This is a genomic window from Kitasatospora sp. NPDC056731 (assembly GCF_040687675.1).
Classification (GTDB): Bacteria; Actinomycetota; Actinomycetes; order Streptomycetales; family Streptomycetaceae; genus Kitasatospora.
Genome location: NZ_JBFBNR010000001.1, coordinates 462,298 through 488,448 on the forward strand (window position 1 = coordinate 462,298; position 26,151 = coordinate 488,448).

Here is a 26,151-nt window from a genome sequence, read left to right on the forward strand (position 1 = left end):
GGTCGGACTGTCGGATCAGCCCATGTCCTCCAGCCGGACGCCCTTGGTCTCCTTCATGAACTTCGCCACGAAGACGATCGACAGCGCCGCGAACGCCGCGTACACCAGGTAGGTCGCCGACAGGTTCCAGCGCGACATCGACGGGAACGACACGGTGATCGCCCAGTTGGCGATCCACTGCGCGGAGGCGGCGACGGACAGCGCGGCGGCCCGGATGCGGTTCGGGAACATCTCGCCGAGCATCACCCAGACGACGACGCCCCAGGACATCGCGAAGAACAGCACGAAGGCGTTGGCGGCGACCAGCGCGACGGTGCCCTGGAGGTCGGGCAGCGTGACGTTGTCGCCGCTGCCGGTGGCGGAGGAGAACGCCCAGCCGGCCGCGCCGAGCGCGACGGCCATGCCGGCCGAGCCGATCAGGGCGAGCGGCTTGCGGCCGATCCGGTCCACCAGCAGGATCGCGACGACGGTGCCGAGGATGTTGATGACCGAGCCGACGAAGCTGATCAGCAGCGAGTTGCTCTGGTCGATGCCGACCGACTGCCACAGGATCGACGAGTAGTAGAAGATCACGTTGATGCCGACCAGCTGCTGGAAGACCGACAGGCCGATGCCGACCCAGACGATCGGCAGCAGGCCGAAGCGCCCGCCGAGCAGGTCCCCGAAGCGCGGGCGGTGGTCGGAGGCGATCAGCCCCTGGACCTCGGCGATCCGGGCGTCGGTGTCGATGTCCTGGCCCTCGACCTGGGCGAGCACGGCGCGGGCGTCGTCCAGCCGGCCGGCCTGGATCAGGTAGCGCGGGGACTCGGGGATCACCGAGGCGAGGGTGAAGTAGACCGCGGCCGGGACGACGCAGATGCCGAGCATCCACTGCCAGGCCTCCAGGCCGAGCAGCTGGCCGCGGGTGTCGCCGCCGGCCGCGTTCGCCAGCAGCCAGTTGACCAGCTGGGAGATCGCGATGCCGAGCACGATCGCGGCCTGCTGGAAGGAGGCCAGCCGGCCCCGGTACTTGGTGGGCGCGACCTCGGCGATGTAGGTCGGGGCGATCACCGAGGCGATGCCGATGGCCGCGCCGCCGAGCACGCGCCAGAAGGCGAGGTCCCAGGCGGCGAAGGGGAGCATCGAGCCGATCGCGCTGACCGCGAAGAGGAGCGCGCCCGCCTTCATGACCTTGATGCGGCCGTAGCGGTCGGCGAACCGGCCGGCCAGCGCGGCGCCGATAGCCGAGCCCAGCAGGGCGGAGGAGACGATCAGACCGGTCACGCCGTCGCCGACGCCGAACTTCTCCTGGATTCCGGAGACGGCGCCGTTGATCACGGAACTGTCGTAGCCGAACAGGAACCCGCCGAGGGCTGCGGCGGCGGTGATGAAGACGACGAAGCCGAGGCGGCCGGGCGCGGAGGCCTCGACCGCCCCGGAGGGCTGCTTGGTGACGCTCACGATCTTGACTCCTGGTACTCAACGCTGAGCTCGGTAGCCGAGATCGTAACCCCTATTCGTTTAAGTCTTGTACATCGGAAACCTCAATTTTTGCTCTGAGTATTCGTAAGGTGAACAAGCAAATTAGGCTGCGCCGAACCTCCCTACGCCGGGGCGGACAGTGACAGCCCGAACCGGCCCTCCTCGTCCGTCCACCAGTGGCTCAGCCGCAGCCCGGCCGCCGCCAGCTCGGCGGACACCCGCTCCCGGCGGAACTTGGCGGACACCTCGGTGCGCAGTTCCTCGCCCCGGTCGAAGTGCACCGGCAGGTTCAGCGCCGGGATCTTCACGGTCTGCGCGCGCAGCGAGCGCAGCCGCATCTCGATCCACTCCCGGTCCGGGTCCCACCGCGCGACGTGCGCGAACGCGGTCGGGTCGAAGTCGGCGCCCAGCTCGCGGTTGAGCACGTTGAGCACGTTGAGGTTGAACTCGGCGGTCACCCCGGCCGCGTCGTCGTAGGCGGCGACCAGCATCGACGGGTCCTTGACCAGGTCGGTGCCGAGCAGCAGGAAGTCGCCCGGGTCGAGGGCCGCGCGCAGCCCGCGCAGGAAGGCCGCCCGCTCCTCGGGCAGCAGGTTGCCCAGGGTGCCGCCGAGGAAGGCGACCAGCCGGGGGCCGCCCTCCGGGGGCAGGCCGAGCCGGGCGGTGAAGTCGGCCAGCACGCCGTGCACGGCGAGCCCGGGGTACTCGGCGGCGAGCGCGACGCCGGCGGCGGTCAGCGCGCTCTCGCTGACGTCCACCGGGACGTACGTCTCCAGGGTGCCGAGCGCGCGCAGCGCGTCCAGCAGCAGCCGGGTCTTCTCGGAGGAGCCGGAGCCCAGCTCGACCAGCGTGCGGGCCCCGGTGGCGGCGGCGATCTCGCCGGCCCGGGCGGTCAGGATGGCCCGCTCGGCGCGGGTCGGGTAGTACTCCGGCAGCCGGGTGATCTCCTCGAACAGCTCGCTGCCCCGCGCGTCGTAGAACCACTTCGGCGGCAGCCACTTGGGTTCGGAGGTCAGCCCGTGCTGCACGTCGTGGCGCAGCGCGGTGCTGAAGTGGTCGGCGGGCAGCAGCCGGGTGAGATCAAATGTGTCCATGACAGGGTGGGTCCTCTGTTCAGAAGATGAAGGGGCGATGGAGGATCAGTAGCGGCCGAGGAGCTGACGGACGGTGACGCCGCGCTCGTCGACCACCACCAGCGAGCCGTCCGGAACGGCCGTCCAGCCGGGGGCGTCGTCGTACGGCTCGGAGGCCACCACCGTGCCGAGCCCGGGCAGGTCGCGGTGGTGCAGGGTGTCGCCCCAGGCGGTCGCGGCGAGTGTGCGGCCGTCGGTGAGCAGCAGGTTGAGCCGGCCGGTGGTGTGCGCGGTGACGTCCGCGACGGTGCCCGCCAGCGCCTCGCCGAGCCCGGCCCCCGCCCGCAGCCGGTGCAGGACCAGGGCCCACAGCAGCGCCGAGTCGGAGCGCGCCTCCAGCTCCAGCAGCTCGGCCGGCGGGAGCAGGGCGGCCAGCGCGTCCAGCTTGCCCGGCCAGCCCGCTACCGCGCCGTTGTGGCTGAACAGCCAGTGCCCGGCCGCGAACGGCGCCGCCGCGCTCTCGCCCGCCGCGCAGCCCTCGGTGGCGGAGCGCACCGCCGCCAGCAGCGCCCGGGTGCGGATCACCCGGGCGAGGTCGGCGAACGCGGCGTCCGCCCAGATCGGCCCGTCCCGGCGGTAGCGGGCCGGCACCTCGTCGCCGTCCGCGTACCAGCCGAGGCCGAAGCCGTCCGCGTTGACCGTGCCGTACTGCTGCGCCCGGGGCGCCCAGGACTGCCGGTACAGGCCGTGCGGCGGGTGCACCAGCAGCTCCTGCGGCGCCACCGGCTCACCCAGGTAGGCGAGGTGGCGGCACATCAGGCCACCTCCAGGTCGCGGGCGGTGCGGAACCCGGCGAAGATCTGCCGCCGGACGGGGTAGTCCCAGTTGCGGAAGGTGCCCCGGCAGGCGACCGGCGCCACCGCGAAGCAGCCGCCGCGCAGCACCTTGTACTCCGGTCCGAAGAAGACCTCCGAGTACTCCTGGTACGGCCAGGCCCGGAACCCCGGGTAGGGGCGGAAGTCGCTGGCCGTCCACTCCCACACGTCGCCGATCAACTGCCGTACGCCGTATGGGGACTCGCCCGCCGGGTAGCCGCCGGCCGGGGCCGGGCGCAGGTGCCGCTGCCCGAGGTTGGCGTGCTCGGCTCCGGGGGCCTGGTCGCCCCACGGGTAGCGGCGGGAGCGGCCGCTCGCCGGGTCGTGCCGGGCCGCCTTCTCCCACTCCGCCTCGGTCGGCAGCCGCCGTCCGGCCCACCGGGCGTAGGCGTCCGCCTCGTACCAGCTGACGTGCAGGACGGGCTCGTCCGCCGGGACGGGCTCCACCGCGCCGAACCGGCGCCGCAGCCACTGGCCGCCGTCCAGGCGCCAGAACAGCGGGGCGGTCAGGTCGGCCCGCCGCCGGTGCTCCCAGCCCTCGGGCGTCCACCAGCGCGGCTCGTCGTAGCCGCCGTCCGCGATGAACCGCTGGTACGCGGCGTTGGTGACGGGCGTGGTGTCCAGCAGGAAGGCGGGCAGCTCGACCACGTGCGCGGGGCGCTCGTTGTCCAGCGCCCACGGCTCGGTGTCGGTGCCCATTGTGAACGGCCCTGCGGGGACGAGCACTTCGGCGGGCAGCGCGGCCGCGTCCGCCGGGGCGGGCGGCGGCGGGGGAGCGGCCAGCGCCGGCTCCCCCGGGCGGAGCTGGTGGGTGATCAGCATCGTCTCGTCGTGCTGCTGCTCGTGCTGGGCGATCATCCCGAACGCGAACCCCGCGTCCAGCAGCGGCGCCCCCTCCAGCGGACTGGCCGCCAGCAGGTCCAGCACCCGGCCGCGCACCTCGTGCGCGTACGCCCGGGCCTCGGCGGGCGCCAGCAGCGGCAGGCTCGGCCGCTCGGCCCGGGGGTGCTGGAAGGCGTCGTACAGCGGGTCGATCTCCGGGTGCATCGGGTCGCGGCCGCCGACGTTGCGCAGCAGCCAGAGTTCCTCCTGGTTGCCGATGTGCGCCAGGTCCCAGACCAGCGGAGACATCAACGGCGAGTGCTGGGCGGTGAGGTCGCCGTCCTCGACGCAGTCGGTGAGCGCGGCGGTGCGGGCGCGGGCGGCCAGCAGCTCGGCCGCGATGGTCTCGCGCAACTCCTCGGTGCCCGCCGCCGGGGCGGCAGGGGGGCGGACGTCGGTCATGGTGCGGCCTCCTCCGGAGGAGTGCGTCGGGTGCCGGAGCGCAGGGCGTCCAGCTGGTCGTCGGCGGGGCAGCGGCCGCGCGCGGGGTAGCGCTCGGCGAACTCGGCGACGGCGGCGCGCAGCCGCCCGGCGCCGGGCAGGCGGCCCAGCGCGGCGTCGGCGGCGGCGAAACAGGTCAGGGCGGCGCGGCGCAGCTCGGGATCGGCGACGGCCAGCGTCGCGGCCCGGCGCCAGACGTCGCTGCGCGGCGGGCGCGGACCGTCCGGGCGGTCCAGCGGCTCCAGCGCGGCGAGCGCGGCCTCGGCGGCCAGCGGGTCGTCCAGCAGCGCGGTGACCAGGGCGGTGGGCACCACCCAGCCGTCCCCGGGCTGGGCGTCGATCATGCGCAGCTCCAGGTGGCCGCGCGGGCGCACCGGCGGGAACAGGGTGGTCCGGTGGTAGTCCAAGTCGGCCAGCGTGGGCGGGCGTTCACCGCCGCCGCGGACCCAGTCGCGGAAGGTCAGGCCGGGCGGGGACGTCCACGGCAGCCCCTCCGGGCGGCGCACGCACAGCACCTCGGCGTCCAGTACGTACTGCGCCCAGGCCTCGCGCGGGTCGCCGTGGTCCGGCTCCGGGGCGAGCGTGCGGGTCGGGTCCATCCGGGACCAGACGGTCTGCCGGGTGGACCGGTGACCGGTCGGCCTGCCGTCCAGCAGCGGGGAGTTGGCGAAGGCGGCGACCAGGACCGGGCCGAGCAGGTGGGTCAGCCGCCAGCGGCGCTCCACCGCGTGCGGGCCGTCCGCGTCGCCGGCGTCCAGGCACACCTGCACCGAGGCCGTGCCGGTCATCATGATCCGGCCCCAGGGGCCGGCGGAGTCGAAGAACCGCTCCATCGCGAGGTAGCGGGGGTGGTCCAGGACCATCAGGCGGGGGCGGGCCAGCGGGTCCGTCCCGGTGCCGGTGAGGCGCAGGCCCTGCGCCGCGAAGGCGGCCCGCAGGGCGGTCAGATCGCGTCGGGTGTCCTCGACGCAGGCCAGGAGGCCGGTGGCGGGCGGGGAGCTGAGCTCGACCTGCCCGCCGGGTTCGAGCGTGAGCCGCGAGCCGGAGGGGAGCGAGGTCCCGTCCGGGCCGCCGAGTGGCAGCGACTCCAGTGCGGCGTGGACCAGTTCCGGTCGGACGGGCTTGCCGGGACATCGGTCGTCGTGGACGAACCACTCGACCTCGACGCCCACCAGCCGGGGCGGTCCGATCTTGAAGCAGACGCCCGACACGTGGCTGAGCGCCCCCGACTCGGTCAGCGGGGTCACCCCCGGCGGGGGCGCTGGGGGGCTCTGCCGGTCGGGCGGAGTGGTGCGGGATGTTGGTATCACCGGACTTACCATCCTCGGGGTCAGGATTGCGGCCCGAACTACCCTGCCCAGTCTGCTACGGAGCATGCGGGGGCGCTTCGCAAATATCGTGTGAACGTTCGTTTCTGCAGGTCAGGGGTGGCGCGATCGGGTGAATCCGGGGATCCGGGGCGGCTTTTCGGGCGTGCGCGGGGCTGTCGGGCAGGGCGTCGGGAGGGCGCGTCGGGGAGCAGTGGGCAGGAGCGCGCGGGCGTCGGGAAAGGTGCCCCGGCGGTTCGGTCACCGTCGGTCGAGGCGCTCCAGGACGGCGTCCAGCACCGGGCCCGGCAGGGCGTAGTTCAGCCGCAGCGCGCCCCGGCCGCCGGGGCCGAACTCGGCGCCGTCCGAGGCCTCCAGGCCGCAGCGCTCCAGCAGCGCCCGGCGGGCCCCGTCCGGCGGCAGCCCCAGGGCGGCGGCGTCCAGCCAGAGCAGGTAGGAGGACTGCGGCGCGGAGCGGACGGCGGTCCCCAGCCGGCCGGTGAGCCGGGCGCGGGCGGCGGCGAGGTGGGCGAGCAGCGCGTCCAGCCACGGCCCGCCCTCGGCCAGCGCCGCCCGCTGGACGGTCTGCTCCAGCAGGCCTCCCTCCCAGAGGCCGAAGCCGGCCAGCACCTCGGTGAACCGGGCGCGCAGGCCCGGATCGGGGACGAGCGCGAAACTGCTCGGCAGGCCGGAGCAGTTGAAGGTCTTGCCGACCGAGTTCAGCGTGACCACCCGGGGCCGGAGCTCCGCGTCGACGGTGGCCACCGCCACCGGGTGGACGTACCCGGGGTGGGTGAGATCGCCGTGCACCTCGTCCGAGACCAGCAGCGCGCCGGCCTCCGCCGCCCGCTCGGCGAGGGACCGCAGTTCGGCGGTCGGCCAGACCCGGGCGGAGGGGTTGTGCGGGCTGCTCAGCAGGACGGCTCCGGCCGGGTGGGGGAGCGGGCCGTCCGGGAGCCGGTAGCCGTCCGGGCCGACGGCCAGGGGCAGTTCCCGGTACGGGAGGCCGGCCGCCCGGCACAGTTGGGCGAAGCCGCCCCACTCCGGCGTCGGGAACAGCACCGGCGCCTGCGGGCGCACGGTCTCCAGCAGCAGGCGCAGGGCGGTGCGCGGGCCGCAGGGCAGCAGCAGCACCCAGTCCGGATCCACCTCGACGCCGTGCCGCGAGCGGTACCAGCGGGCCACCAGCGCCCGCCCGGCCGGGTCGCACACCGTGTACCCGTACGCGCGGTGGCGGGCCCGGCGCTCCAGCGCGGCGGCCACGGCCGGGGGCCCGGGCAGGTCCATGTCCGCCAGGCCCATCGCGATCACCCCGGGCGCCCCCGCGCGGGCCCACTTGCTGCTGCCCGTCCCGGTCCGGTCGAAGGGGGCCGCGAAGCCGAACGCGTCCGGTGCGGTGATGGGCATGACGGCCTCCGGTGGTCGGGGGTGCGCCGCCACGCTAGAGCCGGACGGGTCCTGGCCGCCACCGGCCGCGTGGTCACCTCTTCGCCGGCCCGCCCCCGCTGCCCAGGTGGGCCGCCAGCCCCCGCCGCCCCCGGCGCATCATCACCGCGTGGTTGGCCCGGAACAGCGGGTGCAGGGGCAGGGCGAGGCGGCGCAGCAGGGGCTTGCCGGGGCGGGTGTCCTCCTCGAAGAGCACGCGGCTGCCCGGCCCGTCCGAGGTGACGGTGAACCGTGACCACCCGGTGAGATCGCCCCGCATGGCCGCCTCCAGCACTCCGGCGGCCGGGTCGCGCCGTCGGGTCTCCAGGCGGATCACCAGCCGGTACGGCAGCAGCGCGCGCACCACGAGGTCCCCGGACTCCTCGCCGGTCTGCCGGACTTCGAGGACCTCGGGCCACCACAGCGGGTAACTCCGTACGTCCTCCAGTGCCGCGTACACGTCGGGCGCCGGCGCCGCGAGTCGCCACGTGCCCCGGAAACGGTAGTGGTTGGGGTCCACGGGCCCCACCCTAGGACGCTCCGGTCCGGAGCCGGCCCGTTTCGGTCGGGTTCCCTCGTCGGCCCGGACCGGGTCCCTGTGTAGGCCCCTGCGTGGGCCCCTGTGTCGGCCCGGCCGTCGGTCGGTCCGGTGCCGGTGAGACGGGAGGCGAACGCTCCGTAAACGTCGCATGCCAGGAGGGAGGTGTTCCGCTTGCGGCCGTTCGGGGTGCAGGGGAGGATCTTGTGTGCTTGTAGTCTCGTCTGTCACAGCAGTTGTCGCGAGGCACTGCATCCCCGGAAAACGGAGTGAAGGAGTCACAGGCATGCGGCGACCGAGCTGGGTACCGGAGGGCACGGACCTGGACAAACCGAACGCCGCGCGGGTCTACGACTACTACCTGGGGGGCTCGCACAACTTCGAGGTCGACCGGGAGATGGCGCGCAAGGCGATGGCCCTGTGGCCGGAGCTGCCGCAGATCATGCGCTCCAACCGGGCCTTCCTGCGGCGGGCCGTGTCCTTCCTGGCCGAGCGCGGCGTCACCCGCTTCCTGGACATCGGCTCCGGCATCCCGACCTTCGGCGCGGTGCACGAGATCGCCCGCGCGATCCGCCCCGAGGCGACGGTCCTCTACGTGGACCGGGACCCGGTCGCCGTCGCGCACAGCCGCCTGCTGCTGGAGGACGACCCCGGCAGCGAGGTCGTCCAGGCCGACCTGCGCGACATCCACGACCTGTTGGCCCGCCCCGAGGTGGCCGCCCTGCTGGCGCAGGGCGAGCCGGTGGCCGTCCTGCTGGTCGCCGTCGCGCACTTCGTCACCGACGACGAGGACCCTTGGAAGCTGATCGGCACGCTCCGTGACGCGCTCCCGCCCGGCAGCGCGCTGGTCCTCTCGCACGCCTCCCTGGAGGGCCGACCGGACCAGGCGGAGGACCACCAGGAGCTCTACCGCAGGACGCCGACCCCGCTGACCATGCGCACCCACGAGCAGATCAGCGGGATGTTCGCCGGCTTCGAGCTGGTCGAACCGGGCGTGGTCTACCTGCCGCAGTGGCGTCCGGACCAGCCGGAGACGGTCGGCGAGCACCCCGAGCGGATGACCGGGGTGGCGGGCGTGGGGTTCCGCCCTTGAGCGGACGGATCGGGCGAGTGACCGACGGCCGCGGGCTCCGCGAAGCGGCCGCCGGTCACCCCACCGTGCCCGCCGCGCGGACCACCGCGCCCCCCGCCCGGCCCGCCGCCGTCTGCGGCGGCCACCCCGCAGCGGTGACCGCACGCACCCGGGCGGACGCATGAACGCCGCCCCGGTCGCCGGCAGCGCTGAGCGGTTCCACGAGGCCTGGGCGCGACTGCTCTCCGCCGACCACGGCACGGCCGTCGACCCCGGGCTGCTCGGCCGCCTCACCGCCCGCACCGCCGCCCTGCTCCACCGCGCGCAGCTGGGCGAGCCGTTCGAGCCCCGGCTGGCCGAGCAGGCCGGCGCGGAACTGGTCGACGCGCACTTCACCGACCCGGTGGTGCTGGCCCGGGCGGTGGAACTGCTCCAGGTGCAGCCGCTCGGCGACGACCGCGGCCCGGCCCTGACCGGCGCCTTCGCGGCCGGCTGGGCCGCCGCCCTGCGCGAGCGCACGCTGCGGGAGCAGGAGGCGATCCGCACCGCCGCCGACACCGCCCGCAAGGAGGCCGAGCGGGCGCTGCGCGACTCCGAGGCCCGGTTCCGGGCGCTGTTCGAGAGCGCGGCCATCGGGATCGGCATCGGCGACACCGACGGCAACATCCTGGCGGTCAACAAGGCGCTCCAGGAGCTGTTCGGCGCGAGCCCGGAGGACATGACCGGCCGCCGGGTCGGCGATCTCGTCCACCCCGAGGACACCCCGGGCGTGTGGGAGGCGTACGAGGAGCTGATCAGCGGCAAGCGGGACTACTTCCAGTTCGACAAGCCGTACTACCGCCAGGACGGCGAGGTGGTCTGGACCCATCTGACCGTCTCGCTGATCCGCGACGACGACGGCGTCCCGCAGTACCAGGTCGCGATGCTGGAGGACGTCACCGACCGCTACCGGCTCCAGGAGCGGCTGCGCCACCAGGCCACCCACGACCCGCTGACCGGCCTGCCGAACCGGGCGGCCTTCTTCGAGCGGCTGGAGAAGCTGTTCGAGGATCCGGATCCGGGCGCCAGGTTCGGCCTCTGCTACGTCGACCTCGACGGCTTCAAGGTGGTCAACGACAGCCTCGGCCACGACACCGGGGACGAGCTGCTGTCCGCCGTGGCGGCCCGGCTGAAGGCCGCGCTCAACCCGCTCGGCCACCTGGTGGCCCGGCTCGGCGGCGACGAGTTCGTGGTGCTGCTGGAGAACTGCCGGGGCGAGCAGGAGGCCGTCGCGGCGGCGAAGACGGTGCTCAAGGCGCTGGCCGGGCCGGTGCTGATCGGCGACCACAAGCTGGCCGTGGGCGCGAGCGTCGGAGTGCTGGAGCGGCGGGTGTCCACCACCACCCCGGGCGCGGCCGTCCGGGCCGCCGACCTGACGCTGTACCGGGCCAAGGAGGCCGGCCGCGGCCGCTGGACACTGTTCGACCCCAAGGAGAACGCCCGCGCGGTCAGCCGTTACGCGGTGTCGGTGCGGATGCCGGCCGCCCTCGACCGGGGCGAGTTCTTCATCGACTACCAGCCGCTGTACGCGCTGGCGGACGGCCGACTGGCCGCGGTGGAGGCGCTGGTGCGCTGGCGCCACCCGCAGCTCGGCGTGCTCGGCCCGGACGAGTTCGTGACCACCGCCGAGGAGACCGGGCTGATCATGCCGCTCGGCCGCTGGGTGCTGGAGCAGGCCTGTGGCCAGGCCGCGGACTGGGTCAAGCGCTTCGGCGACGCCGCGCCGCAGTTGAACGTCAACCTGGCGGTCCGCCAGGCGCGCAGTGCGGCGCTCGTCACCGACCTCGGCCGGATCCTGGATGCGACCGGCCTCGATCCGGCCCGGCTGCAGCTGGAGATCACCGAGTCGACCGTGGTCGGGCCCGAGGACGAGGCGCTGCGCACCCTGCACGGGCTGGTGGACCTCGGCGTGTCGCTGGCCGTGGACGACTTCGGCACCGGCTGGTCCAACCTCGCGTACCTGCGCGACCTGCCGGTCTCCGGGCTGAAGATCGCCGGTTCCTTCGTCGGCGACCTGCACGATCCGGAGAAGGACGAGTCCACCGGGTGGCGGATCGTCAGCGGCCTGGTGTCGATGGCGCACGCGCTCGGGCTGACCGTCACCGCCGAGGGCGTGGAGACCCGCAAGGACGCCGAACGGCTGCGGACCATCGGCTGCGACTGGGCGCAGGGCTGGCACTTCGGCCGCCCGGTGCGGCCGGCCGAGATCGCCCGCCGGATCGCCGAGGAGCCCCGGGGGCGCCCGGTCGGGGGCTGACGCGTCGGGGCTGACGCGTCGGGGCCGTCAGGGGGCAGGGGCCGAGCAGGTGGGGAAGGCCCGCGGTGGCGTTCGGCGGCGGTCGTGCAACCGCTCGGTCGCGTTCCGGAAAATCGGCCAACACCACGGCCCACCATGCGGGATGATGGCGCGTCAAAATCACCACCCGGGGCCGTGTGGTGCGTGGCTACGGCCCCGCGCCGGCCCCGGGAAGCGGGGAGGAGAGCGCCGCCATGGCCACACCGGAGGACGCCGGCCCGGCCGACGACGACCGACGAGGCCCCTGGCCGGAGAGCGGCCCCGGGCCCCGGCCCGAGCCCTCGACCAGGGTGGACCGGCGGCCGTGGGGGCGGCGCCTCGGTGTCGTACCGGACCGGCCGTCCCGGCTCGGCGCCGTCCCGCGCACCCGGATGGACCCCGATGCCGCGACCGGGCGGGAGCCGGACGGCGGGGCCCGCTTCGACCCGGAGGCGCCGACCAGGGTCCAGCGGGCCGCGCCGGAGCGGGTCGACCCGGAAGCCCCGACCAAGGTCCAGCGGCGCGTGGGCACCGGGCGTGCCGCCGCCCCCGGCTGGGCCGACAACGTCGGCCCCGGGCCCAGTCGGAGCGGCGAGGGCCCCATGGGTGGGGTGTCAGGGGATGGGATACCGGAGGGCGGGGCGTCGGAGAGTGCGGGGCCCGCCGGCGGACGGTTCGCGGGCGCCTTCCCCGACGCCCTGCGCGGCCGCTTCGCCCCGCTCGGAGTGGCCGGCTCCGGCACCGAGGGCACCGTCTGGCACGTCCGGCGCACCGACGGCGGCGGCGAGGCCGCGGTGAAGGTGACGACCGCCGGCCACGCCATGGACGCCGACCTGCTCGGCTACCTGCGCAACGACGACTACCGCCGCCACGTCCCGCACATCGTCGACTTCGGCCGGGTCGGCCACCACGGCGCCGAACTCGACTGGGTGGCCATGGAGTACCTGCCGGTCACCCTCGCCGACCACTTCGCCGAACTGCGCAAGCGAGGCCGGCACACCGACCGGCGGGAGGCCGAGCGGATCGTCTACGAGCTCGTCGCCCTGCTCGACTTCTGGCAACGGCGGATCGAGCGCAACCCGCTGGACTTCAAGCCGGCCAACGTCCTGGTCCGCCCCGGCCGCGAGCCCGGGGAGTTCGTGATAGCCGACTTCGGCGGCGTCGCCCGGCTCACCGCCAGCCGCCGCTTCACGCCCGAGACGATCGTCACCATCCCGTACATGGCCCCCGAGCTCCTGGCCGGCCGCAACCACGAGGCCGGGCCCTGGTGGGCGCTCGGCAACGTCCTGTACGAGCTGTTCACCGGCCGACCTCGCTTCCTCGGCGCGGACGGCCTGCTGATCAGCGACGAGGTACTGCAACTGGAACTGGTCCTGGGTGACGAGGTCGACCTCTCGGCCCTCGCCGACCCCCGCCAACTGCTGCTCCTCCAAGGGCTGTTCACCAAGAATCCGGAGGACCGCTGGACCGCCCCGCAGGTCCGCAGCTGGCTGGCCGGCGGCAGCCCCGCGGTGGTCCGGCGACAGACCCGGGCCGACACCGGCCGCACCCACCGGCCGATCACCTTCTTCGGATCCCCCTTCACCGACCCGGCCAAGCTCGCCGAGGTCCTGCTCCGGCGCTCCGGCGACGCGGCCCGCTGGCTCTCCGCCGGGGGAGCGGAGCGGCTGCGCGACTGGTTGCGCGACGACGTCCAGGACAACGTCTTCGACCTGCACCACCTGACCGACGTCGCCCGGGCGCCCGGCTCCCGCCGCGATGCCGTGGCCGCCCTCGCGGTGCTCGCCTTCGGCGCCGCCTTCGCCCCCTCCGCCACCCCCTACTACCTCGACCGCCCGATCGACACCCCCGGGCTGGAGCGCGTCGCCACCGAACCGGACGGCGCCGCGTTCATCGACGCACTGGTCCGGGTCGGCGCCCCGGCCGTCGCCGCCCGCTACGACTGCTTCCATTCCGAGTGCTCCGGCGAGCACTGCTCCCGACTGCTCGCCCTGGCCCAACTCCCGGACGTCCTGGCCGAAGTGGACCGTGCCGCCCGCACCGTCGGCGGCGGTCGGCGGGGCGGTGACGGGCTCAGCCCGCAGGAGCGCGAGGAGGCGCACCGGTTGGTGGTGTGGCTGAGCGTGCGCCCCGAGGAATGCGACCGGCTGCTCGGCCGGCTCTCGCCGCTGCCCACCGCCCTGCACCGGCTGCCGCTGCCCGAACGGGTGGCGGAGCTCGCCGCCCTGGTCGCGGCGGTGGTGGTGGACGCGGCCCTGGCCGCCGGCTCCGGGCTCCGCACGGCCGTACGTGCCGCAGTGCGCCGGCCCGCGCCGGACCCGACCGCCGCGCCGGAGGCGGTCCGGCGCCGCTGGTCGGCGCTGCGGCGGCGGGCGGTGGGCGCCGACCCGGGGGACGACGCCGGGCGCGCGGCCCTGGTCGCCGCCGAGACGCTGCGCCCACGCGGCCGGGGCCGGGGCGAGCGGCCCGACGGCGCGGAGGGCCGGGAGGGCGGGGAAGGCCGGGAGAACCGGGCCGCCCGGGACCGGTGGCTGGGGCGGCTGTGGCAGGGCGGGCGTGAACGGACGCCGGTGGACTGGCCGGCCCGGCTGCGGGAGTGGTGGCCGCACGCCCGGACCGGTCTGCCGCGTCGGGCGGGCGCCGTGCTGCTGCTGTTCCTCGCCCTCGGGTTGCTGCTGTGGGCGGGGGCGGTGTTCCGCTACCCCGTCGAGGCCGGGGTCCAGCTCAAGATCTCGCCCGACGGCGCCTTCGGCGGGCCGTTGAAGAAGGCCGGCGAGCACGCGGCCCAGCAGGTGGTCGGCCAACTGGGAGCGGCGCTGGTCGCCGCCGCCGTCCTCGCCTTCTTCCCCGCCCGGGTCGGCCTCGGCACGGCGGCCCTGACCGGCGTCGGGGCCTTCACCATCGGCTACCTGCGGCTCGGACCGCCGATGACGGGCCTGGAGATGCCGAAACCGGTGGCCGAGCGGGTGGTGCTGTTCGAGGGCGGGATGGGCAGTTGGGCCGGCCTCGCGGCGGTGGCGGCGATCGTGGCGTCGTTCGTGCTGATCGAGCGCGCGGCGAACCGGCTGCTGAAGCCCGCGCACGAGGCCCGGCGGCAGGTGCGGGAGGCCTGGCGGCGGCTCGCCGGGCGGGGCGCGGCGGCACGGTGGGACGGCAAGCAGTGGCGGACGGGCCCCGTGGGCGCCCGCGACCGCGCGCTGTTCGCGCTCGGGAGCACCTGTGTGCTCGCCCTGCTGCTGTGGGCGGCGGTCGAGGTGCGGCTGGCGGCCACCGGGCACCACCCGACGCCGGCCTCCTGGGGGACCGGCCAGACCGGTGCGGCCTACCAGTCCGGGTTCGTCGTCCTGCTGGCCGTCGTCTCCCTCGCGAGCACCCTGGGGACGTCGGTCACCGCCCGGGCGCTCCTCGGCTGCTGGATCCCCGTCACGCTGGTGCTCGGTGCCTGGCCCGGACCGCTCGGCCCGGTCGAGGCGCTGCGGATCCCGGTGCTCCAGGGGCAGTTCACGGCCGTCGCGGAGTTCTGGGGGCACGGCGCGTTCTGGGCCGCGTTGCTGGTCGCGCTCCCGCTCGCGGCGTACGGGGTGCTGCGCACGGCCCGGGCGCGGGGGGCGGGTACGGGGGCGGGCGGTTGACGGGCGAACGGCTGACAGATGACAGAGTTCAGCTTTCAGATTTTGAAATCTGTTATCTGTTATCTGTTGGCTGTTATCTGTCAGTTGTCAGCCGCCCGCCGCCGGCGATCCAGCCGCCATCCGGCTCAGCCGACCAGCCGGGACAGTTCGATCGAGTGCCCGGTCCGCTCCACCTTCGCCCGCAGGTAGCGCACGTTGCTCGCGGACAGGTGCACGCCGGTCGGCACCCGCCGCCGCACCGTGATCCCGAGGTCGGCCAACTGCTGTGCCTTGTCCGGGTTGTTGCTCAGCAGGTCGATGCCGGTGGCGCCGAGGGTGGCGAGCATCTGGGCGGCGGCGGTGTAGTCCCGGCCGTCCTCGGGCAGGCCGAGCGCCGTGTTGGCGTCGTACGTGTCCAATCCGGAGTCCTGCAAGGAGTAGGCCTCCAGCTTGTTGTAGAGCCCGATGCCCCGGCCCTCCTGTCGCAGGTACAGCAGGTAGCCGCCGGCCTCGGCGATCCGCTCGACCGACTCGCGCAGCTGCGGGCCGCAGTCGCAGCGGTCCGAGCCGAAGACGTCGCCGGTCAGGCACTCCGAGTGCAGGCGCACCAGCGGCGTCCCGCCCTCCGGCACCTCGCCGAACGCGAGCGCCAGGTGCTCCGCGCCGTCGGCGAGGTCGTGGAAGGTGAAGGCCTCCGCCTCGGCGCGGTAGCCGTCGTGGAAGGTCAGCGGGATGCGCACACGCGAGCGCACCGTGGCGGGGCCGGGCTGCGGCATGGGTGGGCCTCCGTCGATGAGGAGATGGGTCGGCGAACCGACGAACCGATGGGTCGAGAGGGGCGGGCCGGCCGGCCCGGGGTGGATCGGATGTCGATGACCGTACTCGGTAGTTCCAATTTGAACAACTAAATACTGTCCGTGCCCGGTTCGACTACGGACTGTGGTTCAGCCGGGCTCCGTGCGGACGCGAGGGCGCTGGTGGATCGTACGGTCCGCGAGGCGTGGGGGTTTCAGCATGTGGATGCGTCGGGAGCCGGACCGTGGACACTGCGAGGATTTCCCCGTTTCCTGGGCACGGGAATGCCTCGCGCACGAGCACCGACGACCACGGAAGGTCCTGATCAGATGCCCACAACCCCTCCCGCCGCCACCTCCCCGACCTCCTTCGACGCCGAGCAGCGCGTGATCGAGGCGCTCTACGCGGACGTGGTCCGCCGGAACAGGGGTGAGACGGAGTTCCACCAGGCGGTCCGCGAGGTCCTGGAGACCCTCGGGCCGGTGCTCGCCCGCCGCCCCGAGTTCGTCGACGCCCGGATCATCGAGCGGATCTGCGAGCCCGAGCGGCAGCTCATGTTCCGGGTGCCGTGGACGGACGACTCCGGCGACATCCACGTGAACCGCGGCTTCCGGGTGGAGTTCAGCAGCGTCCTCGGCCCGTACAAGGGCGGGCTGCGCTTCCACCCCTCGGTGAACCTCGGCATCGTCAAGTTCCTCGGCTTCGAGCAGATCTTCAAGAACGCGCTCACCGGGCTGTCGATCGGCGGCGGCAAGGGCGGCTCCGACTTCGACCCCAAGGGCCGCTCGGACGCAGAGGTCATGCGGTTCTGCCAGTCCTTCATGACCGAGCTGTACCGCCACCTCGGCGAGCACACCGATGTCCCCGCCGGGGACATCGGCGTCGGCGGCCGGGAGATCGGCTACCTGTTCGGCCAGTACAAGCGGATCACCAACCGCTACGAGACCGGCGTGCTCACCGGCAAGGGCCTCGGCTGGGGCGGCGCGCAGGCCAGGACCGAGGCGACCGGCTACGGCTGCGTGCTGTTCACCGCCGAGATGCTGCGCAGCCGCGGCGAGAGCCTGGACGGGCGCCGGGTCGTCGTCTCCGGCTCCGGCAACGTCGCCATCTACGCGATCGAGAAGGCACAGCAGCTCGGCGCGACCGTGCTCACCTGCTCCGACTCCACCGGCTACGTGGTGGACGAGAAGGGCATCGACCTCGCGCTCCTCAAGGAGGTCAAGGAGGTCCGGCGCGGCCGGGTCGCCGACTACGCCGAACTGCGCGGCAGCCACGTCCGGTTCGTCGAGGGCCCTGGCGTGTGGAGCGTGCCCTGCGACGTCGCGCTGCCCTGCGCCACCCAGAACGAGCTGACCGAGACGGACGCGCTGGCCCTGGTGCGGGGCGGGGTGCTGGCGGTCGCCGAGGGGGCCAACATGCCCACCACCCCGGAGGCGGTCCGGGTGTTCCAGGAAGCCGGGGTGGCCTTCGGCCCGGGCAAGGCGGCGAACGCGGGCGGCGTGGCCACCAGCGCCCTGGAGATGCAGCAGAACGCCTCGCGCGACTCCTGGACCTTCGCCCGCACCGAGGAGCGGCTGGCCGGGATCATGAAGCACATCCACGACTCCTGCTTCACCACCGCCGAGCGCTACGGACACCCGGGCGACTACGTGGTGGGCGCGAACATCGCCGGCTTCGAGCTGGTCGGGGACGCGATGCTGGCCCAGGGCCTGATCTGAGCCCTGCCGCCCTTCGCCCGGCGCCGGCGCCCCTCCGCCCGGCGCCCCTCCGCCTGGCGCCCGCGGTCCTTCGCTTGGCGCCGACGGCGCGACTCGCCGTCACCCGGCGATCGGTACCCGACCGGAGCGGGCACCGATTGTCGGGTGCGGCAGGGTGGGTCCTTCCTACGGTGGTGATCAGTAAGGGAAGGACGGGGTCGGAGTGCTGGAACACCTGAACCGGGCGATGGAGCACATCGAACGGAACCTGGACCAGGAGGTCGAGGTCGCCGAGCTGGCCCGGATCGCGATGACGTCGGAGTACCACTTCCGACGGTTGTTCTCGATGCTCTCCGGGATGCCGCTGTCGGACTACGTCCGGCGCCGGCGGTTGACCGTCGCCGGGGCCGAAGTCCTCGGCGGGGAGCGGACGTTGCTGGAGGTCGCGATCCGGTACGGCTACACCTCGGGGGAGGCGTTCGCCCGGGCGTTCCGGGCGATGCACGGGGTCGGGCCCGGTGAGGCCCGGCGCGAGGGCGCGGTGCTCAAGTCCCAGCCCCGGATGTCCTTCCGACTCGTCGTGGAGGGAAGCAGCAGTATGGAATACCGGATCATCGAGCAGCCGGACTTCCGGATCATCGGTCGGCGGGCGCGGGTCCCGCTGGTGCACGAGGGCGTGAACCCGGCCATCGCCTCGTTCATCAAGGGGCTCGGCCAGGAGACCGTCGACCGGATCTCGGCGCTCTCGGGCCGTGAGCCGGAAGGCATCCTCTCGGTCACCGAGTTCTTCTCGGAGAGCCGCGAAGAGGGTGTCGAACTCGACTACTACCACGCGGTGGTGGCGGACGCGGGCACCGTCGTCCCGGACGGCCTGGACGTTCGGGAGGTGCCGGCGGGCACCTGGGCGGCCTTCTCCAACACCGGGACCTTCCCGAAGGCCCTCCAGGAGATGTGGCGGGACGTCTTCACGCAGTGGTTCCCGTCCAACCCGTACGAGTTCCGGCCGGGGCCGGAGATCCTGCGCACCCGGTTCCTGTCGGACGGCCAGGCGGAGGCCCAGCTGTGGATTCCGGTGGCGCGGGCGCTGCGCTGATGGACGGCCGCTGACAGCCAACAGGTGACAGCCGACAACTAACAGATGACAGATAACAGATTTCGAAATCTGTTATCTGTCATCTGTTTTTTGTTCGCCCACCGCGGTCACTGCCGCCGCCCGCCGCCCCGCCCGCCCCCGTTCGGCCCAGCAGCGCCCGCACCCGTCCTCCCCCGCCCGCATGCTGGGGCGGGGGAGGACGGGGGATCGCAACCGCTACCCGAGGAGTGGGATCACCGATGGCCAAGGCATTCGGCTTCGTCGACTACGGCGGGCCGGAGACACAGGAGTTCCTGGACCGCCCGGTGCTGGAGCCCGGCCCCGGGCAGCTGGCGATCGCGGTCGGCGCGGCCGGGGTGAACCCGGTGGACTGGAAGATCCGCACGGGCCTGCTCGGCCGGGAGCGCGAACTCCCCGCCGTCATGGGCCAGGAGGCCTCGGGCGTGGTCCTGCAAGTCGGCCCCGGGGTCACCGGATTCACCCCGGGCGATGAGGTGTTCGGCCTCGCGGCCGCCGGTGCCTACGCCGAACAGACGCTTATGCGCGCCGAGTTGAGCGCGCTCAAGCCCGAGGGCGTCGGCTTCGACCAGGCGGCCGTCCTGCCCGTGTCGGCGGCCACCGCGGATGACGCCGTCCGTGACCTCGGCCTCGGCGCCGGCCGGACGCTGCTGATCCTCGGCATCGCCGGCGGTGTCGGCAGCGCGGCCGCCCAGATCGCCCGCAGTCGCGGCCTGATCGTCCTCGGCACCGCGAGCGACGCCAACCGTGGGTACGTGGAGTCCCTCGGCGCGGTGCCGGTCCGCTACGGTGACGGCGTCGCCGAACGGATCGCGGCCGCGGCGCCCGACGGCGTCGACGGCATCCTCGATCTGGTCGGGGGCGACGCCCTGCGGGCCGCCGTCCCCGTGCGCAAGGACCGTACGGAGCTGGTCAGCACCGCCGACCCGGCCACCGTGGCCGAACTCGGCGGCCGCTACATCACCCGCTCGACGACGTCCGAGACCCTGTCCGCGCTGGCGGCCCTGGTCGCCGCCGGTGAGCTGGACCCGAACATCACCGGCCGCTACCCGCTGGCCCGGGCCGCCGAGGCGATCGCCTTCGTCGAATCCGGCCATGCCCGCGGCAAGGTGGTGCTCGAAGTCGCGTGACACAAGGCAAGAGTGACGATCAGTCAACAAAGACCGAGAGATCGAGAACCGAGAGAAGAAGTCGAGAGAAGAAGCCATGAAGCAGAACTCCGTGACCATCGGCGGCCCCTGCTGGGTCGAGCTGGGCACCTCCGACCCGGCCGCCGCCAGCACCTTCTACGGCGAGTTGTTCGGCTGGCGGGCCGAGGCCGATGTGCGCCCCGAGGCCAGCGGCTACACCCAGATGTTCCTCGGCGACGCCACGGCGGCCGCCGTCAGCCCGCGGTTCGCGCCGCAGCAGCCCATCGCCTGGTCGACCTGCTTCGCGGTCACCGACACCGACGCCACCGTCGCGAAGGTCGAGGACGCCGGCGGCAAGGTCCTGAAGGAGCCCACCGACGTGTCCGACCTTGGCCGCTTCGCGGTGGTCGGGGACAGCTCCGGCGCGGTCTTCCTGCTTTGGCAGGCCCGTGCGTTCGCGGGCGCCGAGGTGTTCAACGAGCCGGGCTCGCTCGGCTGGGTGGAACTGCTCACCCGCGACCCGGCCGGTGCGACCGCCTTCTACCCGGCGGTCTTCGGCTGGTCCGTCAGCCCGTCCGAGCAGTACACCCAGTGGGGCCTGGACGGCGCCGACTTCGGCGGCATGCTGGTGATGGACGACCGCTTCCCGCCGCAGGTGCCGCCGCACTGGCTGCCGTACTTCTCGGTCGCGGACGTCGACAACACCGTCGCCCGGGCGAGCGGCCTCGGCGCGGACGTGCTGATGGGGGCCACCGACGTGCCGGACGGCCCCCGGATCGCCGTGCTGCGCGACCCGCAGGGCGCGTCGTTCGGCGTCTACCTGGCCGGCACCGAGGGCTGACCCCCCCGGGAGGCCGCGCCCCCGCCCGCGTCCCTGCCGACGCCGCTGCCCACGTCCCTGCCGAGGACCCCGACGTCCTCCCGTCGGGCGCAGTCTCCGCCCTCACGCCGGGCGCCGGCTGCGGCTGGAGCGCCACGCCGCCGCCGTCGCGCCCGCGGTGACGAGCAGCGCGCCGATCGGCACCACGTCGCCGATCCGGTCGTACCAGGTCAGCGCCCCGGGCTCGGTGAGCGGCAGTCGGACGGTCAGCGCGCCGGTGCCGTCGGTACCGAGCCGGGCGAGCTCGCGGCCCTGCGCGTCGAAGGCCGCCGACACCCCGGTCAGCGAGGCCTGCACGGCCGGCCGGCCGGTCTCGGCGGCCCGGATCGCCGCCAGCGAGACGTGCTGTTCGGGTGCCCAGGTGTGCTGGAAGGTCGAGGTGGAGGACTGGTAGACCAGCACCCGGGCGCCGTCCCGCGCGGCGGTGCGGGCCAGGTCGGGGAAGGCCGACTCGAAGCAGATCAGCGCGCCGACCGGCAGCGGTCCGCCCGCCCGGTCGGTGGCGGGCAGGACGTGGAAGGCGGTGCCGGACACCCGGTTCTCGCCGGCCGCCCGGCTGACGCCGGCGATCCAGCCGAGCACCGGCCGCAGCGGGATGTATTCGCCGAAGGGCACCAGCCGGATCTTGCGGTAGCGGTCCAGCACGCCCGCGGGGGAGACCAGCACCGCGTCCTTGGAGATCCGCCCGTCCGCCTTGCGGGCGTCCTCCCCGGCGATGATCTGCGCCCCGGTGGCGGTGGAGAGTTGGCGCAGCCGGTCGAGCGCGGCCGGGTCGCGGTCGAGGTCGGCGGTGGTGCTGCTCTCGCCCCAGACGACCAGGTCCACCGGCTGCCCGCCGAGCGCGGCGGTGGCCTGGGCGCTGGCCTCGAACCGGGCCTGCGGGTCGTCCACGATGCCGGGCTGGACCAGCGCGACGGTGACCGCCCCGGCCGGGGCGGGGGCGTCGCGCAGGGCGAACAGCAGCGGGCCGGCGGCCAGGACCAGGACGGTGGTCAGCGCCGCGAGGGCGCGCGGCCGCCGGTGCACGGCGGTCAGGACGATCAGCACCCCGGTGTTGGCGGCCGCGACGGCCGCGCTGACCAGCCAGATTCCGCCGGTCGAGGCGAGCCCGAGGATCGCCGGGTGCTGCCACTGGGTGGCGCCGAGTAGTGCCCACGGCCCGCCGAGGGCGTCCCAGGAGCGCGCGTACTCGGTGGTCACCCAGACCGCCGGGACGACGAGCAGTGCGAGCAGCGCCCGACGGCCGGTCAGCGGCTGGTGCAGCAGCCGGTGGATGGCGTACCCGAAGCCGCCCTGGAGCGCCCCGAACAGCACGGCGAGCACTGGTAGCCCCGGCCCGATGGACGGGATCAGCCAGTACATCGCGGTCAGGATGAAGCCAGCCCCGAACCACCACCCGCGCACCGCCGCCTCCCGCCCGCCGGGCGCGCGCTGCATCAGCAGCATCCCGGGGACGAGCGCGACCCACGCCAGCCAGGCCTGCCCCGGCGCCGGGAAGGCGAGCACCGGTACCGCCCCGGCCGCCAGGGCGCCGAACCGCGCGCGGTAGCGGTGCGGGCGCGCCTGCGGGTGCCCGCCGTGTCCGGGCTGCCCGCCGTGTTCGGAGTGCCCGGGAGGCTCGGGGCGCCGGGGGTGCCCGGGATACGAGGAGTGCTCGGGATGCGAGGAGTGCTCAGGGTGCTCGCGGCGCTCGGAGTGCTCTCGGTGCGGCGTGCGCCGGGCGGGGCTGGTGAGGGCGAGGCGGCGGGGCATGCCCCGTATTGTCCGCTCGGACGGACTGCGCCACCAGTGTCCCTGTCACCCGAATGGACTACGGGAACACTGGTGGCCACCCCCGTGACTCAGCCCTCGTCGCCCTCCAGGTCCCCCTCGGTCTCCAGGAACGCGGCCTGCAACTGCGCGATCAGCTCCGGGTCGGGCTGCTCCCAGAGCCCGCGGCTGGCCGCCTCCAGCAGCCGCTCGCTGATCCCGTGCAGCGCCCACGGGTTGGCGCCGGTCAGGAACTCCCGGTTGACCGGGTCGAGCACGTACTCCTGGGTGAGCTTCTCGTACATCCAGTCCGCGACCACGCCCGTCGTGGCGTCGTAGCCGAACAGGTAGTCGACCGTCGCGGCCATCTCGAACGCGCCCTTGTACCCGTGCCGGCGCATCGCCTCGATCCAGCGCGGGTTGACCACCCGGGCGCGGAAGACGCGGGCGGCCTCCTCGGTCAGCGTCCGGGTGCGGACGGTCTCCGGGCGGGTCGAGTCGCCGATGTAGGCGGTCGGCGCCTTGCCGGTGAGCGCCCGGACGGTGGCCACCATGCCGCCGTGGTACTGGAAGTAGTCGTCCGAGTCGGCGATGTCGTGCTCGCGGGTGTCGGTGTTCTTCGCGGCGACGGTGATCCGCTTGTACGCGGTCTCCATCTCCTCGCGGGCCGGCCGCCCGTCCAGTCCGCGCCCGTAGGCGTAGCCGCCCCAGACCGTGTACACCTCGGCCAGGTCGGCGTCGGTGCGCCAGTCCCGGCTGTCGATCAGCTGGAGCAGGCCCGCGCCGTAGGTGCCCGGGCGGGAGCCGAAGACGCGGACGGTGGCCTTGCGCTCGTCGCCGTGCACCGCGAGGTCGGCCTGGACGTGGGCGCGCACGAAGTTCTGCTCCGCGGGCTCCTCCTGGGCGGCGGCCAGGCGCACCGCGTCGTCCAGCAGGGCGACCACGTGCGGGAAGGCGTCGCGGAAGAAGCCGGAGATGCGCAGCGTCACGTCGATGCGCGGGCGGCCCAGCTCGGCGAGGGCGATCGGCTCCAGGCCGGTGACCCGGCGCGAGGCGTCGTCCCAGACCGGGCGGACGCCGAGCAGGGCGAAGGCCTCGGCGATGTCGTCGCCGGCGGTGCGCATCGCGCTGGTGCCCCACAGCGACAGCCCGACCGAGGGCGGGTAGGCGCCGTCGTTGTCGGCGGTGTACCGCTCGACCAGCGAGGCGGCGAGCGCCTGGCCGGTCTCCCAGGCGAGCTTGCTCGGGACGGCCTTCGGGTCGACGGAGTAGAAGTTGCGGCCGGTCGGCAGCACGTTGACCAGGCCGCGCAGCGGCGAGCCGGACGGCCCGGCCGGGACGAAGCCGCCGCGCAGCGCGTGCAGCACGGCGTCCAGCTCGTCGGTGGTGGCGGCCAGCCGCGGCACCACCTGGGTGGCGGCGAAGGTCAGCACGTCGTGGACGGCCTCCGGCAGCCCGGCGGCGACCTTCTCCACCGCCTCGACCGCCCAGTCCTGTGCCTCCATGGCCTCGACCAGGGCGCGGGCCTGGGCCTCGGCGGCGTCGGTGGCCCCGAGGGTGAGCGCGGCCTCGTCCAGCCCGAGCGCCTCGCGCAGGCCCGGCAGCGCGCTGACGCCGCCCCAGATCTGGCGGGCGCGCAGGATGGCGAGCACGATGTTGACCCGGTCGGTGCCGGCCGGCGCCTGTCCGAGGACGTGCAGGCCGTCGCGGATCTGGGCGTCCTTGATCTCGCACAGCCAGCCGTCGACGTGCAGCAGGAAGTCGTCGAAGCCGTCGTCCTCGGGGCGCTCGTCCAGGCCGAGGTCGTGGTCCAGCTTGGCGGCCTGGATGAGGGTCCAGATCTGCGCGCGGATCGCGGGCAGCTTGGCCGGGTCCATCGCGGCGATGTTGGAGTGCTCGTCCAGCAGCTGCTCCAGGCGGGCGATGTCGCCGTAGGAGTCGGCGCGGGCCATCGGCGGGACGAGGTGGTCGACCAGGGTGGCGTGGGCGCGGCGCTTGGCCTGGGTGCCCTCGCCCGGGTCGTTGACCAGGAACGGGTAGATCAGCGGCAGATCGCCCAGGACGGCGTCCGGACCGCACTCGGCGGACAGCGCGGCGGTCTTGCCGGGCAGCCACTCCAGGTTGCCGTGCTTGCCGAGGTGGATGACGGCGTGCGCGCCGAAGCCGCCGTCGGCCTGCGCGGCCTCGATCCAGCGGTAGGCGGCCAGGTAGTGGTGGCTCGGCGGCAGGTCGGGGTCGTGGTAGATGGCGACGGGGTTCTCGCCGAAGCCGCGCGGCGGCTGGATCAGGACGAGCAGGTTCCCGGAGCGGATCGCGGCCAGCACGATGTCGCCGTCCGGGTTCTGCGAGCGGTCGACGTACAGCTCGCCGGGGGCCGGGCCCCAGTGCTCCTCGACGTGCTCGCGCAGTCCTTGGGGGAGCGTGGCGTACCAGCGGCGGTAGTCGGCGGCGGGGATGCGCACCGGGTTGCGGGCCAGCTGGTCCTCGGTGAGCCAGTCCTGGTCGTAGCCGCCGGCCGCGATCAGGGCGTGGATCAGGGCGTCGCCCTCGTGGGAGGCGTCGAGGGAGGAGTCCTGGGACGCGTCGTGGGAGCCGTCGGACGAGGCGTCGCGGGAGCCGTCGTGGCCGTCCCCGTTCGTTCCGTCCAGCCCGGGGAGGTCCGAACCCAGGTCCATGCCCTCCGCGCGCAGCCGGTTCAGCAGGCGGATCGCGCTGGCCGGGGTGTCCAGGCCGACGGCGTTGCCGACTCGGGCGTGCTTGGTCGGGTAGGCGGACAGCACGAGCGCCAGGCGGCGTTCGGCGGCCGGGATGTGCCGCAGTCGGGCGTGCTTGACGGCGGTGCCGGCCACCCGGGCGGCGCGCTCCGGGTCGGCGGCGTAGACGGTGAGGCCGTCCTCGTCCAGCTCCTTGAAGGAGAACGGGACGCTGATCAGCCGGCCGTCGAACTCCGGCACCGCGATCTGGGTGGCGGTGTCCAGCGGGGACAGGCCGTCGTCGCTGGCCTCCCACTGGGCGCGCGACCAGGTGAGGCAGAGCGCCTGGAGGATCGGCCGGTCCAGGGCGGCGAGCGCGCCCGCGTCCCAGGCCTCCTCGTCGCCGCCGGCCTGCGCGTCGGCCGGGCGGGTGCCGCCGGCGGCGAGCACGGTGGTGACGAGCGTGTCGGCCTCGCCGAGCGCGGCCAGCAGCTCGGGCTCGGCGCCGCGCAGCGAGGCGCAGTAGTAGGCCCTGGCCTGCGCACCCTGGTCCTCGATCGCCTGGCAGAGCGTCTCGACGAAGGCGGTGTTGCCGCTCATGTGGTGGGCGCGGTAGTAGAGCACCGCGACCGTCGGGCCGTCCTGCGTACGGGCTTCGCGCTCCAGCGGCCCCCAGGCCGGGGCGGAGGCGGGCGGGGCGAAGCCGTGGCCGGTCAGCAGCACGGTGTCGGAGAGGAAGGCGGCCAGCTCGGCGAGGTTGGCGGCGCCGCCGTGCGCGAGGTAGGCGTGCGCCTCGGCGGCGATGCCGGCCGGGACGGTGGACAGCTCCATCAGCTGGGCGTCGGGGGCCTGTTCACCGGTCAGCACGATCACCGGGCGGGGGCCGGCCAACAGCGTGTCCAGGCCCTCCTGCCAGGCGCGGCGACCGCCGAGCAGGCGGACCACGACGAGGTCGGTGCCCTCCAGCAGCGCGGGCAGGTCCTCGGGGGTGAGCCGGGCCGGGTTGCCGAGCCGGTAGCGGACCGGGCCCTCGGCGGCGCGGGCACTGAGCAGGTCGGTGTCGGACGTCGACAGCAGCAGGATCATGCGAAGGCCCT

At 74.1% G+C, this 26,151-nt stretch carries 17 protein-coding genes; 7 read left to right on the plus strand and 10 right to left on the minus strand.

Annotated features, from left to right (window positions below):
* Positions 1 to 15: 15 nt before the first annotated feature.
* The 7 genes from AB0R04_RS02000 to AB0R04_RS02030 all read right to left on the minus strand — a co-directional run bounded on the left by AB0R04_RS02000 (position 16) and on the right by AB0R04_RS02030 (position 7,984).
* The gene (locus tag AB0R04_RS02000; protein ID WP_244293502.1) at positions 16 to 1,440 is read right to left on the minus strand and encodes a sugar porter family MFS transporter; all 1,425 of its coding nucleotides are present in this window, start codon (positions 1,438 to 1,440) and stop codon (positions 16 to 18) included.
* A gap of 143 nt (positions 1,441 to 1,583) precedes the next feature.
* Entirely contained in the window at positions 1,584 to 2,555 is a 972-nt protein-coding gene (gene egtD, locus AB0R04_RS02005; protein ID WP_063350058.1) for an L-histidine N(alpha)-methyltransferase, read from the minus strand.
* 45 nt (positions 2,556 to 2,600) lie between these two features.
* The gene (gene egtC / locus AB0R04_RS02010; RefSeq protein ID WP_363367230.1) at positions 2,601 to 3,350 is read right to left on the minus strand and encodes an ergothioneine biosynthesis protein EgtC; all 750 of its coding nucleotides are present in this window, start codon (positions 3,348 to 3,350) and stop codon (positions 2,601 to 2,603) included.
* A complete protein-coding gene (gene egtB / locus AB0R04_RS02015; protein ID WP_363367232.1) occupies positions 3,350 to 4,693 on the minus strand; it encodes an ergothioneine biosynthesis protein EgtB in 1,344 nt (447 codons plus the stop codon). Before egtB ends, egtC begins: the two co-directional genes overlap by 1 nt.
* Positions 4,690 to 5,979 (minus strand): ergothioneine biosynthesis glutamate--cysteine ligase EgtA, encoded by a 1,290-nt coding sequence (gene egtA / locus AB0R04_RS02020; RefSeq protein WP_363367234.1) that lies wholly within the window; start codon positions 5,977 to 5,979, stop codon positions 4,690 to 4,692. The genes egtB and egtA overlap by 4 nt, the downstream gene beginning before the upstream one ends.
* 321 nt (positions 5,980 to 6,300) lie before the next feature.
* Positions 6,301 to 7,446, minus strand: a complete 1,146-nt coding sequence (locus tag AB0R04_RS02025; protein WP_363367236.1) for an aminotransferase class I/II-fold pyridoxal phosphate-dependent enzyme — start codon at positions 7,444 to 7,446, stop codon at positions 6,301 to 6,303.
* A 73-nt stretch (positions 7,447 to 7,519) separates the two neighbouring features.
* Positions 7,520 to 7,984 (minus strand): SRPBCC family protein, encoded by a 465-nt coding sequence (locus tag AB0R04_RS02030; protein ID WP_063351550.1) that lies wholly within the window; start codon positions 7,982 to 7,984, stop codon positions 7,520 to 7,522.
* A gap of 304 nt (positions 7,985 to 8,288) precedes the next feature.
* Between AB0R04_RS02030 and AB0R04_RS02035 the strand changes: the two genes are divergently transcribed.
* From AB0R04_RS02035 to AB0R04_RS02045, 3 genes are all read left to right on the plus strand, one after another.
* Positions 8,289 to 9,095 (plus strand): SAM-dependent methyltransferase, encoded by an 807-nt coding sequence (locus AB0R04_RS02035; protein ID WP_363367238.1) that lies wholly within the window; start codon positions 8,289 to 8,291, stop codon positions 9,093 to 9,095.
* A gap of 160 nt (positions 9,096 to 9,255) precedes the next feature.
* Positions 9,256 to 11,370 carry an EAL domain-containing protein gene (locus AB0R04_RS02040; protein ID WP_363367240.1) on the plus strand — a complete coding sequence of 705 codons (2,115 nt, stop codon included), beginning with the start codon at positions 9,256 to 9,258 and terminating at the stop codon, positions 11,368 to 11,370.
* A 233-nt stretch (positions 11,371 to 11,603) separates the two neighbouring features.
* The gene (locus AB0R04_RS02045) at positions 11,604 to 15,020 is read left to right on the plus strand and encodes a hypothetical protein (protein WP_363367242.1); all 3,417 of its coding nucleotides are present in this window, start codon (positions 11,604 to 11,606) and stop codon (positions 15,018 to 15,020) included.
* Between the two features lie 125 nt (positions 15,021 to 15,145).
* On the opposite strand, the gene ribA is transcribed toward AB0R04_RS02045, so the two are convergent.
* A complete protein-coding gene (ribA, locus tag AB0R04_RS02050) occupies positions 15,146 to 15,775 on the minus strand; it encodes a GTP cyclohydrolase II (protein ID WP_063350064.1) in 630 nt (209 codons plus the stop codon).
* Positions 15,776 to 16,123: 348 nt separating this feature from the next.
* Between ribA and gdhA the strand changes: the two genes are divergently transcribed.
* The 4 genes from gdhA (at position 16,124) to AB0R04_RS02070 (ending at position 20,573) form a co-directional block, all read left to right on the plus strand.
* The gene (gdhA, locus tag AB0R04_RS02055) at positions 16,124 to 17,512 is read left to right on the plus strand and encodes an NADP-specific glutamate dehydrogenase (RefSeq protein WP_363367244.1); all 1,389 of its coding nucleotides are present in this window, start codon (positions 16,124 to 16,126) and stop codon (positions 17,510 to 17,512) included.
* 202 nt (positions 17,513 to 17,714) lie between these two features.
* A complete protein-coding gene (locus AB0R04_RS02060; RefSeq protein ID WP_363367245.1) occupies positions 17,715 to 18,584 on the plus strand; it encodes an AraC family transcriptional regulator in 870 nt (289 codons plus the stop codon).
* A 239-nt stretch (positions 18,585 to 18,823) separates the two neighbouring features.
* Positions 18,824 to 19,732 carry an NADP-dependent oxidoreductase gene (locus AB0R04_RS02065; protein ID WP_363367247.1) on the plus strand — a complete coding sequence of 303 codons (909 nt, stop codon included), beginning with the start codon at positions 18,824 to 18,826 and terminating at the stop codon, positions 19,730 to 19,732.
* A 76-nt stretch (positions 19,733 to 19,808) separates the two neighbouring features.
* Positions 19,809 to 20,573 (plus strand): VOC family protein, encoded by a 765-nt coding sequence (locus AB0R04_RS02070; RefSeq protein ID WP_363367249.1) that lies wholly within the window; start codon positions 19,809 to 19,811, stop codon positions 20,571 to 20,573.
* Between the two features lie 102 nt (positions 20,574 to 20,675).
* Here AB0R04_RS02070 and lnt read toward each other — a convergent pair whose 3' ends face one another.
* Together lnt and cobN are read right to left on the minus strand one after the other, a co-directional pair.
* Positions 20,676 to 22,364: an apolipoprotein N-acyltransferase gene (lnt, locus tag AB0R04_RS02075; protein ID WP_363367251.1), complete on the minus strand. Its 1,689-nt coding sequence runs from the start codon at positions 22,362 to 22,364 to the stop codon at positions 20,676 to 20,678.
* An 89-nt stretch (positions 22,365 to 22,453) separates the two neighbouring features.
* Positions 22,454 to 26,140 carry a cobaltochelatase subunit CobN gene (gene cobN, locus AB0R04_RS02080; protein ID WP_363367253.1) on the minus strand — a complete coding sequence of 1,229 codons (3,687 nt, stop codon included), beginning with the start codon at positions 26,138 to 26,140 and terminating at the stop codon, positions 22,454 to 22,456.
* Between the last annotated feature and the right edge of the window lie 11 nt (positions 26,141 to 26,151).

What these genes read in the sequence shown, in the direction of transcription:
- AB0R04_RS02045 (WP_363367242.1), top strand. Translation starts at nt 11,604, where the DNA reads ATGGCCACACCGGAGGACGCCGGCCCGGCCGACGACGACCGACGAGGC.
- AB0R04_RS02065 (WP_363367247.1), top strand. Translation starts at nt 18,824, where the DNA reads ATGGCCAAGGCATTCGGCTTCGTCGACTACGGCGGGCCGGAGACACAG.
- AB0R04_RS02070 (WP_363367249.1), top strand. Translation starts at nt 19,809, where the DNA reads ATGAAGCAGAACTCCGTGACCATCGGCGGCCCCTGCTGGGTCGAGCTG.
- cobN (WP_363367253.1), bottom strand. Translation starts at nt 26,140, where the DNA reads ATGATCCTGCTGCTGTCGACGTCCGACACCGACCTGCTCAGTGCCCGC.
- gdhA (WP_363367244.1), top strand. Translation starts at nt 16,124, where the DNA reads ATGCCCACAACCCCTCCCGCCGCCACCTCCCCGACCTCCTTCGACGCC.
- egtD (WP_063350058.1), bottom strand. Translation starts at nt 2,555, where the DNA reads ATGGACACATTTGATCTCACCCGGCTGCTGCCCGCCGACCACTTCAGC.
- lnt (WP_363367251.1), bottom strand. Translation starts at nt 22,364, where the DNA reads ATGCCCCGCCGCCTCGCCCTCACCAGCCCCGCCCGGCGCACGCCGCAC.
- AB0R04_RS02035 (WP_363367238.1), top strand. Translation starts at nt 8,289, where the DNA reads ATGCGGCGACCGAGCTGGGTACCGGAGGGCACGGACCTGGACAAACCG.
- ribA (WP_063350064.1), bottom strand. Translation starts at nt 15,775, where the DNA reads ATGCCGCAGCCCGGCCCCGCCACGGTGCGCTCGCGTGTGCGCATCCCG.
- egtB (WP_363367232.1), bottom strand. Translation starts at nt 4,693, where the DNA reads ATGACCGACGTCCGCCCCCCTGCCGCCCCGGCGGCGGGCACCGAGGAG.
- AB0R04_RS02040 (WP_363367240.1), top strand. Translation starts at nt 9,256, where the DNA reads ATGAACGCCGCCCCGGTCGCCGGCAGCGCTGAGCGGTTCCACGAGGCC.
- AB0R04_RS02025 (WP_363367236.1), bottom strand. Translation starts at nt 7,446, where the DNA reads ATGCCCATCACCGCACCGGACGCGTTCGGCTTCGCGGCCCCCTTCGAC.
- egtC (WP_363367230.1), bottom strand. Translation starts at nt 3,350, where the DNA reads ATGTGCCGCCACCTCGCCTACCTGGGTGAGCCGGTGGCGCCGCAGGAG.